This is a genomic window from Gordonia sp. IEGM753 (assembly GCF_050321825.1).
Taxonomy (GTDB): domain Bacteria; phylum Pseudomonadota; class Gammaproteobacteria; order Pseudomonadales; family Pseudomonadaceae; genus Aquipseudomonas.
In genome coordinates this window covers 2,199,926-2,211,554 of record NZ_JBNQGB010000001.1, presented here as the reverse complement: position 1 = coordinate 2,211,554, position 11,629 = coordinate 2,199,926, and the positions used below count along the sequence as shown (strand labels likewise).

The 11,629-nt window shown below is 56.4% G+C and carries 11 protein-coding genes; all 11 read left to right on the top strand.

Annotated features, from left to right (window positions below; all coding sequences use genetic code 11):
- Positions 1–62 precede the first annotated feature (62 nt).
- The 11 genes from ACQR3R_RS09860 (at position 63) to ACQR3R_RS09810 (ending at position 11,575) form a co-directional block, all read left to right on the top strand.
- The gene (locus tag ACQR3R_RS09860) at positions 63–1,529 is read left to right on the top strand and encodes an FAD-dependent oxidoreductase (RefSeq protein ID WP_428271898.1); all 1,467 of its coding nucleotides are present in this window, start codon (positions 63–65) and stop codon (positions 1,527–1,529) included.
- 132 nt (positions 1,530–1,661) lie between these two features.
- Positions 1,662–2,279 carry an acyltransferase gene (locus ACQR3R_RS09855; RefSeq protein ID WP_428271896.1) on the top strand — a complete coding sequence of 206 codons (618 nt, stop codon included), beginning with the start codon at positions 1,662–1,664 and terminating at the stop codon, positions 2,277–2,279.
- Positions 2,272–3,228 (top strand): glycosyltransferase, encoded by a 957-nt coding sequence (locus ACQR3R_RS09850; protein ID WP_428271894.1) that lies wholly within the window; start codon positions 2,272–2,274, stop codon positions 3,226–3,228. The genes ACQR3R_RS09855 and ACQR3R_RS09850 overlap by 8 nt, the downstream gene beginning before the upstream one ends.
- Positions 3,229–3,236: 8 nt before the next feature.
- Positions 3,237–3,761, top strand: a complete 525-nt coding sequence (locus ACQR3R_RS09845; protein ID WP_428271892.1) for a serine O-acetyltransferase — start codon at positions 3,237–3,239, stop codon at positions 3,759–3,761.
- Between the two features lie 22 nt (positions 3,762–3,783).
- Complete coding sequence (locus ACQR3R_RS09840; protein ID WP_428271890.1) at positions 3,784–4,770, top strand: glycosyltransferase; 987 nt, start codon at positions 3,784–3,786, stop codon at positions 4,768–4,770.
- 7 nt (positions 4,771–4,777) lie between these two features.
- Complete coding sequence (locus ACQR3R_RS09835) at positions 4,778–5,776, top strand: DUF535 family protein (RefSeq protein ID WP_428271888.1); 999 nt, start codon at positions 4,778–4,780, stop codon at positions 5,774–5,776.
- An 11-nt stretch (positions 5,777–5,787) separates the two neighbouring features.
- Positions 5,788–6,990: a glycosyltransferase gene (locus ACQR3R_RS09830; RefSeq protein ID WP_428271886.1), complete on the top strand. Its 1,203-nt coding sequence runs from the start codon at positions 5,788–5,790 to the stop codon at positions 6,988–6,990.
- Positions 6,987–8,174 (top strand): glycosyltransferase, encoded by a 1,188-nt coding sequence (locus tag ACQR3R_RS09825; RefSeq protein WP_428271885.1) that lies wholly within the window; start codon positions 6,987–6,989, stop codon positions 8,172–8,174. The genes ACQR3R_RS09830 and ACQR3R_RS09825 overlap by 4 nt, the downstream gene beginning before the upstream one ends.
- Positions 8,174–8,908, top strand: coding sequence for a WecB/TagA/CpsF family glycosyltransferase (locus ACQR3R_RS09820; protein ID WP_428271883.1), 735 nt, complete (start codon positions 8,174–8,176; stop codon positions 8,906–8,908). Before ACQR3R_RS09825 ends, ACQR3R_RS09820 begins: the two co-directional genes overlap by 1 nt.
- Before the next feature lie 380 nt (positions 8,909–9,288).
- On the top strand, positions 9,289–10,416 hold the full coding sequence (locus tag ACQR3R_RS09815; protein WP_428271881.1) for a hypothetical protein: 1,128 nt from the start codon (positions 9,289–9,291) through the stop codon (positions 10,414–10,416).
- 37 nt (positions 10,417–10,453) lie between these two features.
- Positions 10,454–11,575, top strand: a complete 1,122-nt coding sequence (locus ACQR3R_RS09810; protein ID WP_428271879.1) for a glycosyltransferase 61 family protein — start codon at positions 10,454–10,456, stop codon at positions 11,573–11,575.
- The last annotated feature ends 54 nt before the right edge of the window (positions 11,576–11,629 follow it).

Here is an 11,629-nt window from a genome sequence, read left to right as displayed (position 1 = left end):
TCCGAGTACGTCGTCATCGATGGTTGGGTGCTGCCGGCCCAGCATTTTCGGCCCGTCCACGCATGATCAAGGACTACCAATCGCAGAAAGAACTGCGTGATTTTTATGACGTCTGCATCATTGGTGCCGGGCCGGCAGGTATTACATTGGCCTTGCGTCTGGCCGGCGACGGCAGGCGCGTGCTGCTTCTCGAAGGCGGCGGGCATGAATATTCGCAGAATTCGCAAAGTCTTTATGAATGTCCCTCCACAGGGCTCGACCTGTACGCCAAAGAAACACGCCTGCGCTTTCTAGGTGGCACTTCCAATCACTGGGCCGGGCGCTGCCGTCCCTGGAAACCATCGGATTTTGCAGCGGGACCGCCAGTGGCCTTGCCTGGCTGGCCGATCGCGTTTTCTGAAGTCGAGCGTCATCTGCCGCAAGCCATGGCCATCGTGGACCTGGTGCCAAACGCTGAATTCAAGGCTATCAATGGTCCTTTGGACGATGTCGAGTTCGAAGCCGATCGATTCCTGCTCAGCGCGCCGACGCGATTTGCGCAGAAATACGCCAAGGAACTCGAAGAGACCGAAGGGCTTGAAGTTTTCATCAATTGCAACTGTGTCGATCTAGAGTTCGACAGCAAGACCGGACGCATCGCGACGATCGTGGTTTCGGACTACGACCTGCATCAAGAGCGCGTCTCGGCCAGGCAATTCATCCTGGCGACGGGCGCAATCGAGAACGCTCGGCAACTGCTGAACAGCGAGTCCCTGGCCGTGGGCGGTATCGTCGGGCCGCAGAGCCTGGTTGGCAGGTGTTTCATGGAACACCTGAATATTGATCTGGGCACGTTCATCCTCAAGGACGGGCAGAGTAAAGACGCCCGGCAGTACTTCACCACCGATGCATTTATAGCCGAGCATAAATCGGGCAAAGGCAACGTGACGGCCTCACTCGTCTCCCAAGTGCAGACGTATGGACGCACGGCGGCGATCAAGAGCTTTTTCGAGAACCTGGTCTGCGACATCGACGGCGAGCAGAAGATCGAGTTCATTACCAAGTTCGCCTGCCCGGGCGATGGAGCGATCACCACCCTGATCGAGCAGTTTCCGAGTCTGGATAGCCGGGTGTCGTTGCTCGACGAGCGAGACGCGTTGGGCATGCGCAAGGCCCATATCCATTGGGAGTTGAGCGCGGCAGACCGCAATACCATCAAGTCCATCGGGCTGGAAATGGCGAAATGTTTTGCTGAAGCGGGTTTGGGCTTTGTCAGGCTGGAGGAGAGCGTCTATAACGTGTCGTTGCCGCTGAAGGTCAGTCCTCATGCCCATCATATGGGCACGACGCGGATGGCGACGTCGCCGCAATTCGGTGTGGTCGACGAAAATTGCAAAGTGTTTGGGGTTGAGAATCTGTACGTTGCCGGTAGCAGTGTTTTTGCCACCGGTGGCGCCTCCAACCCGACGATGCCGCTGTTGCAAGTTGCACTTAGGCTGGCGGATCACCTGAATCTGCAGAGAGGGATTTTGGCGGCCAGCGAGTCCTGAGTGCAGGGCTTTGTCGATGACTGGCCTATCGGATTTCAGGGTGGGGACTACGCTAAAGTATCGCGTTAAACAAGAAACAAGGTGTATATAGCCTTGGCACAGATGTCTATTTGAAATTTCGAGGCTAACAGGATGATTGGTCTACTGAAGCGCGCTATTGCTCATATTGCGAGAACGACGGGGCGTGGAACCTCGATATATAAAAAACTGTGCCAGCCTAACGGGTATGAGTGGGCTGAACATTTGGTTAAATGGGGGGGGCTGCATTCCATCGGTAAGGGCGTCTGGATCAATCTGGGGTGCAACATTACCGACCCTACGTTAGTGCGACTCGGCAACAATGTCGGTTTATCGGATTGCACGCTGTTCGGGCACGATGGAATTGTCGGCGTTCTCAACGCGCGCTACGGCACAAAACTGGACTCTGTGGGCCCTATCGACATCCTTGATAACTGTTTTATCGGCCATGGCGCCATTATCTTGCCACGCGTGAAAATTGGCCCGGACTCGATTGTGGCCGCTGGTGCAGTGGTGCTCAGGGACGTTCCGCCCGGGGTAGTGGTTGGCGGCAACCCGGCACGGGTTATCTGTACGATGGAAACGCTGTTGAAAAATGTTGAAGAGCGCAGCAACGCTTACCCGTGGATCGACCTCATCCGCGAACGTGATGGCATGTTCGACCCCGAGTTCGAGCCGAAGCTGAAAGCAATGAGAGCGCAGTACTTTTTTGGTGAACAATCCAATGGTTAGTGCTGCACTTGATGTGTTGGTGGTCAATTACAATACCGCGGGCCTGTTGCAACCGATGTTCAATGCGTTACGCCAAACCGGCAGTGCGGACCAAACGCGCTATCTGGTGGTGGATAACGCCTCGGTCGATAATTCGCTGGAGTGCCTGGCCACCATTTGTCCCGAGGCTCTGTTGCTGTCGAATCAGGACAACGTTGGTTTTGGGCGTGCCAACAATCAACTGGTTGAACACCTGCAGGGCAAATACGCACTGTTGATCAATACCGATGCCTTCGTCGAAGCGGACACCCTGGCCAAAACCCTCGACTACATGGAGTCTCACCCGGACTGCGGTGTGCTCGGCGTGCGCCTGGTCGGCCGCGAAGGCGATCTGCAACCCTCGTGTCGCTATTTCCCAACGCCGCTGAATGTCTTTCTTTCGCGCACGGGCCTTGAGCGCTTTTTTCCGGGGGTGAAAAGAGTCGATGACATGCAATGGGACCATGCCTCGATTCGCGAGTGCGACTGGGTACCAGGCTGCTATTACCTGATTCGCCGTGAAGTGATTGATCAGGTTGGCTTGTTCGACCCGCGTTACTTTCTTTACTACGAGGAAGTTGACCACTGCAAACGCGTCAAGCAGGCAGGCTGGAAGGTGGTTTATTACCCTCACACCACCGTGGTGCACATCGGCGGTGAAAGTGCCAAGTCGGTTGAAGACCTCAATGTGGCCAGTCGACAGATCCCCAAACTGCAAATCGAAAGCGAGTTGTTGTACTTCCGCAAGCACCACGGCGTAGTGGGGTTGGCCTGGCATATGTTGCTGGTGTGCTTGGGCGATCTGGTTCTGGCGTGCAAGGCATTGCTCAAGGGCCGCGGCCGGGCCGCCATTGGCGCGTGCTGGGAGCATGCGCGCGTGACCTGGGCGCTGCTGCGCGACACCAAATTTGCAAGTCAACCAACTCGGTAGAACCCACCATGTTCAAAAACATACGCGCGGATTTACGTGCCTACGCGGGTGATTGGGGCGCTCAGGGTTTCTGGGTGATGCTGGTTTATCGCTTTGGACGCTGGCGCTACAGCGTGCGCCCGGCGTTGTTACGCAAGCTGTTCTCCTTTATCTACAAAGTGCTGTTCAAACTGGTGCAGATCATCACCGGTATCGAATTGCCCTGCGAAGTTGAAGTGGGTCGCAACTTCGTGATCGATCATTTCGGCGGCATCGTCATCAGCGGTTATGCCAAGTTCGGTGACGATTGTCGTATACGCAATGGCGTGGTCGTGGGCCTGAAGAATGTGCACGAACCGATTGCCCCCGTGATGGGCAACAACGTTGATATCGGCGCCGGTGCCAAGCTGCTGGGCAATATCCGCATTGGTAACAATGTCGTGATCGGCGCCAATGCCGTGGTGTTGATCGATGTGCCGGACGACTCGATTGCGGTGGGCGTGCCCGCGATCATCAAGAAAAGACAGCCTGCAACAGCCAAGGAATGCTCATGAATTATTTCGATTGCGCCGCTGAATGAGCGCCGTGGCGAGTGGTATCGGGGTGGTTGTTATCGGGCGCAACGAAGGCCCGAGGCTTGAGCGTTGCCTGGCCTCGCTGGTGGGCGCTGCGGACAAGATCGTGTATGTCGACTCTGGCTCAACCGATGGTTCGGTGCAGATGGCACAGGCCCGCGGGGTTCAGGTAGTCGAGCTGGACATGACCATTCCCTTCACGGCGGCGCGTGCGCGCAATGAAGGGTTTGCCTGCTTGCAACGCCTGTTGCCCGACATGCGCTACGTGCAGTTCGTCGATGGCGACTGTGAGGTTGTCGATGGCTGGTTGTCTCGGGCGCAGCGCTTTCTGGATGCGCAGCCTGAGGTAGCGGTGGTCTGTGGGCGGCGTCGTGAGCGCTTCCCTCAGCGCTCGGTGTACAACCTGATGTGTGACCTGGAATGGAATACACCGGTGGGCGAAGCCAAGGCTTGCGGCGGCGATGCGTTGATGCGCGCGGATGCCCTTGCCTTGGTAGCCGGGTTTCGCCCGGACCTGATTGCCGGGGAAGAGCCCGAGTTGTGTGTGCGTCTGCGTGCCAAGGGCTGGAAGGTCTGGCGTCTGGACGAAGAAATGACCTTGCACGATGCCGCCATGACCCGCTTCGGCCAGTGGTGGCGGCGCACGATGCGCGGTGGCCATGCGTTTGCCGAGGGCGCTTTCCTGCATGGCGCCACGCCAGAACACCATTGGCTGCGCGAGTCGCGTCGCGCCTGGTTCTGGGGGCTGGGAATTCCGTTGGCCGCGCTCATCGCGACTTTGATCATGGGACCTGCAGGCTGGCTGTTACTGCTGGTTTACCCGCTGCAAATCACGCGCCTGGCACTGCGGGGTAAACGATCTGCACGGGAGAACTGGCTGTTGGCGTTCTTTCTCGTGCTGGGCAAATTTCCCGAAATGCTCGGGCAAGCGAAGTTTGTTTTGAGCAGATTCGGCGCCGGCAAAACGGCGTTGATCGAATACAAGTGAGACCCAAATGGATTATGGATTGATCATCAAAAGCATGTTCACCGTGCACCCGGGTTATTCTCCGAGGGCATTGAAGAACAAGCTCAAGTTTTTGCTGTTAGTGGCGCAACACCGGTCTGCTCTGACGTCGTTTTTTTCGCGCATGACCAACGCACTGGGTGCCTCGGGTGTTGAAAAACTGGGGGTCGATTGCATCGGCGTTGTTCAATGGCCTTACATCAGTAAAACCTGGAGCGCTGAGGAACGGCTGAATGTCATCGCCTCGCACTATGAAGTGGTGACTGAACACTGCCCACAGTTATTGCTATTTGGCCGCGATGATCGCTTGAAGTTGGGTGATGTGTCGGAATGGGCCGAAGGCTGCTCACTGGTACTGGACCGCCCCATTTGGTTCATGCGCGAAGGGGAGTTGGTGCTTAACCTGTTCCAGGCTGATTTGCGGATTGCATCAATCGCCTTCACTTTGTGCCGCACGGACGAGGGCCTCTGCCTTTTTGTCGGTGCCGTTCAGGGGATACACAAAGGCATCGACAGCGATACATCGTTGACGATCTACCGCGACCTTACAAAAGCGTTCGAAGGACTTCGCCCCCGAAGCTTTGTGATTGAAGTGCTTAAACATGTCGCGGCGCGCATCGGGGTCACCAGCATCTACGCGGTGGGCGACGCCTTTCGGCATCACCGTCACCCCTATTTTGGCGCGAAAAAAGCCCAGGAACTGGCGGCTAATTACGATGTGATCTGGTTGGAGCACGGGGCGACACCGGCCAATCGTGAAGACTTCTTCGAAATCCCCATGGCGCCATCGAACAAGCCGCTGGAAACGATTGCCGCGAAAAAGCGCGCCATGTACCGCCGTCGCTATGAGCTGCTGGACAGCACGTTCGAAAAGATAAACAGCGTGTTGATCACCAGCGCTGTGCCGACGGCCGCCGTGCACGAAAACACGCTTGACGATGCTGCTGTGGGCCTACCCGCAGTCACAATTAACCGCAACGACATTTAAGCCCGGTCCCTATGCGTATCGCCTATTTCATCAATCAATACCCCAAGGTCAGCCATAGCTTCATTCGTCGCGAGATTCTGGCGCTGGAGCGTCAGGGCTTCGAGGTGCAGCGCATTGCCTTGCGTGGCTGGGACGCCGAGTTGGTCGATGCCGAGGACGTGTCCGAGCGCGATAAAACCAGCTATGTATTGCAGGGCGGATTAAAAGAGCTGTTTAAGCCGGTACTGCAGGTTCTGCGCGCCCGGCCCAAGCAGTTTTTTTCGACAGTGTGGCTGGCGCTGCGCATGGGACGGCGTGCCGATCGTTCGTGGCCGTATCATCTGGTTTATCTGGCTGAAGCATGCCGCGTGTTGTCCTGGCTGAACGAGTTCAGCGCCCAGCATGTGCACGCGCACTTCGGCACCAACTCCGCCGAGGTGGTGATGCTGGCCCATGCGCTCGGCGGGCCGGCGTACAGCTTCACTGTGCATGGCCCGGAAGAGTTCGATAAACCGCAGTTCATTCATCTGGGCGAGAAAGTCCGGCGTGCATCTTTCGTCGCCGCTATCAGTTCCTATGGCCGCAGCCAATTGTATCGCTGGGTGGATCATGCGCATTGGGCCAAGGTAAAAGTCGTGCATTGCGGGCTGGAGCGGGCGTTTCATGATGTGTTGCCAGTGGCGGTGCCGTCCGTGCCGCAGTTGGTGTGCGTGGGGCGTCTGTGTGAGCAAAAAGGCCAATTGTTGTTGCTTGAGGCCGCACGCATTCTGGCGGCCAACGGCGTGCCGTTCCATTTAGTGCTGGCCGGTGACGGCGAAATGCGCGGGCAACTCGAAGCGCTGATTGCGCAGCATGGTTTGCAGGCGCAGGTGCGAATCACTGGCTGGATCAGCAGCGAGCAGGTACGCGCAGAAATTCTCGCGGCGCGCGCTATGGTCTTGCCGAGTTTCGCCGAAGGCTTGCCCGTGGTGATTATGGAAGCCATGGCGTTGCGTCGACCCGTGCTGACCACTTATGTGGCCGGCATTCCCGAACTGGTGCGCCAGGGCGAAAACGGCTGGCTGTTTCCCGCAGGCTCGGTGGAAGAGTTGGCGGCAGCGCTGACCGATTGCCTCGCACAACCCGTTGAAGTCCTGCAACGCATGGGCGAGGCGGCGTATCAGCGAGTGCTCGAACGACACGATATCGATACCGAAGCCGCCAAATTGGCTGACTTATTCAAGGCGCACGCATGATCACATTATTGAGTTGGCTGTTCAGCGTGTTGCTGATACTCATCGTACTGCCGGTGCTGGTGTTGTTTGTGCAAGTGCTGATGGCGTATCTGCCCGCGCGCAAGCCTGCCAGCCTGCAAGGGCCGCGACCACGGGTGGCGGTGCTGGTGCCGGCACACAACGAATCCTCAGTGATAGTGGCGACAATAAACAGCGTTCTTCCTCAGTTGCAGGAAGGTGATTGCTTGCTGGTGGTCGCGGACAACTGTTCTGACGATACCGCCGAGCTGGCCCGCGCGGCAGGTGCGCAAGTGGTCGAGCGCAACAACAACCAGCAACGTGGCAAAGGTTATGCGCTGGAGTTCGGCGCTCGTCATCTGGCGAGCGCCGCGCCGGACGTGATGATCATTGTCGACGCCGATTGCCAGATCGGTGAGGGCTTCATCGAGCGTTTGTCCAAGTGTTGCATCGAATCGGGACGGCCCGCGCAGGCCTTGAATCTGATGCTTGCACCCAGCGGCTCCGGGCTGAAAGTACGGCTTGCCGAGTTCGCCTGGTGTGTGAAAAACCGGGTGCGCCCGCGGGGCTGGACGCGGCTCGGGTTGCCGTGTCCGTTGATGGGCACGGGAATGGCCTTCGTCTGGCGCGACATGGGCCTGATCGAATTGGCCAGCGGTCATATCGTCGAAGACTTGAAGATGGGCCTGGATTTCTGTCGCAGCGGCAAGCCGCCGGTGTTTTGCCCCGAGGCCCTGGTCACCAGCTACTTTCCGCGCAGTGATGAAGGTCTGGCCACCCAGCGCACGCGTTGGGAGCATGGTCATCTGGGGGTGATCCTGGGTGATGCGCCTAAACTGTTCGTCGAGTCGATCCGTCGAGGTAACTGGAGCTTGCTGGCGATGACCCTGGACTTATGGGTTCCGCCGTTGGCGTTGCTGACCCTGGTGCTGGTCGCGGCTTTCTGCCTGACGTGGCTGCTGTTTCTGGTAAGTGGCGCCTTGGCACCGGCGTTGATAGCAACTGTGGGTGTGGCGATTTTGGGCGTGACGATTCTGCTGGCGTGGAGTCGCTTCGGACGCGGCATCATTTCTTTTTCGACCTTGATGTACGCGCCGTTCTACGCACTGAAAAAAATACCGCTGTACATCGGCTTTGTGCTCAAACGCCAGGTTGAATGGGTGCGTTCCAAGCGGGATGACAACTGATGCGCACGATGAACTGGCGAGACAACTGGCAAGCGATTGTGCAGAAACTGAAGGTGGTCAATGATGCCGATGCCGAGCGACGCCTGATCGAGTCGTTAGCCCGTGCAGAGGGCGCTACCGTGGTCGGTTTCGTCAACGCCCATGCGATGAACCTGGTGGCGGCCAATCCGGATTATTACCACTCGTTATTGGCGGCTGACGTATTGCTACGCGATGGCTCCGGCATGGGCATCCTGTTTCGTCGGCTCGGGCTGGCGTCGGGATTGAACATGAACGGCACCGACTTCATCCCCAAGCTGCTGGCAGCCTTCAACGGTCGGCGCGTGGCGTTCTGGGGCACCGAAGAACCCTTTTTGACCAACGCTGCACAGCACAGCGAAGCGCTGTTTGCGGTCAATGTGGTGAGTGCCCACCATGGTTTTGCCGACGTCGATACCTACCTCGAACTTGCCCGTCAGTTCCAGCCGCAATTGGTGGTTTTGGGCATGGGCATGCCCAAGCAGGAAGCCGTTGCTGCCAGGCTGGCAGCCAGTGGTGTGCCCTGCGTGATTGTGTGCGGCGGGGCTATTCTCGATTTCCTCGGTGGCAAGGTCACACGCGCCCCGCAATGGGTGCGTCGTTTGGGTTGTGAATGGGTATTCCGTCTCTTAAGTGAGCCCAAGCGGCTGTTCGTTCGCTACGTGATGGGTAACCCGATGTTCCTGTTACGTTCACTGATCTGCAAAAACTCCTGAGGTTGCAGGGGGCTTCACACTCCGGAAAAAACACGTTTGAAATATCTTGCAAAACTCCTGCGTTCCATCTTTACTCACGGTTGTAATACCGGCTTTACAGCGGTGTTAGGGGTTTTCTTCGTTAAGGTGTGAGACAGCTAATTGGCGTCAGAAAACCTTAGTTTCAGGGAGGGAAGTTGCGAGTTGTTCGCAAGAAGGAAAAGCCTGAAGCACAGTCTAAAAATGGCGGGTTAATCGTACAGGTGTCGGGGTAATGGTTGGCCGCACAGTGTGACGGGCGTGGTGAGCTATCGAGCTGCCATTTCGAGTATTTAGTTTGCTTGTTTATAAACTCAAATGAACTTTCCTTAACTTGTGTTAATAAACAGATGAAAGAATATATGGCAACACTGGCGCGCACGTTATTATCTCCGTCCATGCGCTTTAAGCTCAGGAATATCGTCGAATGGCTGCGCGAGATCGCCGCACGTGCCTGTTTTTGGCGCTGGGAAATTGCCAGGTTCAAACTACGTAATGACAGCGAATTTGACATTCTTTATGTAGGTAGAAAATCACAACGCGAATTTTTGAAGGTGCTTCTGGGCGCCGCAGCGGACGTCGACAGTCAGTTGAGGGTGCGCACCAGCGAGCAGACGGTTGTCGTTAGCGAGGTGCCTATGCCTGGTGCGCTATCGGTGCCGCATTACCTGAGCGCGGTGGTGCCGCTCAGCAGTTCTCTTGAAGAAATCACTGCAAAATACAATTCCGAGTTGCGTCGCAATCTGCGTAAAAACCGGCTGCGTTATGCAATGAAGCAGGCGCTCAATGATGACGAGATAGAAATTGCCGACCGTGAAATGCTGCAGCCTTACGCCAGGGCGAGGCATGGCTCCGCAGCTTCGCAAATTGAATCGCATGAAGTTCACCGCGTTGCCAAAAGTGCTGGACGGCTTGACCTGGTGCTGCTGGAAGATCAAGTCGTTGCATGCCACCTTGGTTGTGTCATTACCCGTGAAGGTAAGCGCTACTGGAGCACGGTTCGTTTTGGCTATCCCGACGGAGTGTTCTCAGATGCTAAAAAACTTCGGGAAATCAACTCCATCACGACCTTCATGGCGCTTGAATGGGCGCTGGCAAACGGTTTTGACTATTACGACATCGGGACCTGCCTGGCACGCCCGGATGATGGACTTCTGGAATGGAAAAGAAGGCGTGGCGGCGATGTCGATACGCTGAATAACCATGGCTACCTGTTTGTTCGGTTGCCCAAGGTGGGTGCTGCACAATTCTTGTGGGAGTCGCCGTTGTTCGCCGTCGAAGGCAAAAACCTGACGCTGCACTTGGGAATACCCAGCGGTAAAAGTAATGAAGAAGTGACGGCGCGTTATCGTGAGATGGGGTTTGGCGGGTTAGCCAACGTTATCTTGCATTGTTCGCAGGCGCCGGAAGAAGTGCTGCTGGAGTTATTGCGTAGTCGCTATGCCCAATTGAAGTCACCGCCGCTACTGGAAGTTGTTTTATCCCGTTGAAAGGACGCTGTTTATTAAAAAGTTGTGAGGGTTGCATATGTCGGAACTTATTACATTGGCCAGTAGCGACTCCGGCAAGTGGAGCCTGGCGGCCTATAAACATATGCTGAAAACCCGGTTCTCCGGGAAACCCTCGTTAACCCTGCAAAGTGTGGCGGAAAAAACCTGGGAAATTGCACCGGGCACAACGGCTGTTGCGCCACCTGCCTTCTATTTGCCTAACCAACTAGAGCGTGTAACGGGATGGGAAGAGGCGCTGTTTTATCCTCATGAACATCCACGTCGTACCATGGAGGGTGGTTATAGTTTTGAGAACGGCCCGACACGCGGTTATCTGATTAAAGATGCCTGGTTAATTGACGGTGCTGTTTATAAAGATAATGCCAAGTCGTGGTTGTCGCCCAAATCCGAGCGCTTTCCAAAGATCCGTATTGAAACAGAAATAGACCGTGCGGCGATGTATTGCACTGCCGGTGGCAATAAATGGTTTGGCACATGGTTGATGGATGACTGCATCACTTATCCATTGGCCGTCGAAGAAGGTATTCCCGTCACCACGGCCCGTTCGGCCAATCTCGTTTCTGCTCCCCGAAACGGCATCCTGCATACACCGGCTTATGAAGACTGGCTGGGCATGAAGCCGGTTCGTCTACGCGATGCGTATTTCCGTGAACTCGTGATCTTTGACGACCTCAGTCAAAATCGAGACAAGCACCTGCGTTTTCGGGCCATGGGTGAAAAACTGCTGTCGCACGTCAGCGTACAGTCCCATCCCGGTGTCTTTATCTTGCGCGGCGGCAGCGGAGAGTTACGCTTGTTACGTAACGAAATGGCGCTTGCCGAACAGTTGCGTGACCGCAGGGGGTTTCGCATCCTGGACCCGACAAAATGCGATGTGGCAACGATCGTATCCACCTGCGCCGGGGCCAGAACCGTGGTCGGTATCGAGGGCAGTCACTTGATCCATGGGGTTAACGTGCTACCGCCGGGTGGCTCGCTGCTGGTGTTGCAGCCGCCCAATCGTTTCCTGTGTTTTTTCAAATACCTGACCGATCGCGATCATCAAAATTTTGCTTTTGTGGTCGGAATCACCGACGGAAACGGTTTTACCATCGACCCCGATGAACTGGAGCGCACGCTGGATCTGCTGCCAGCCTGATGCGCTCAGGCAGCGATCTTGCCTTCATCGCGCATTCAGCGTGAAGGCAAGATC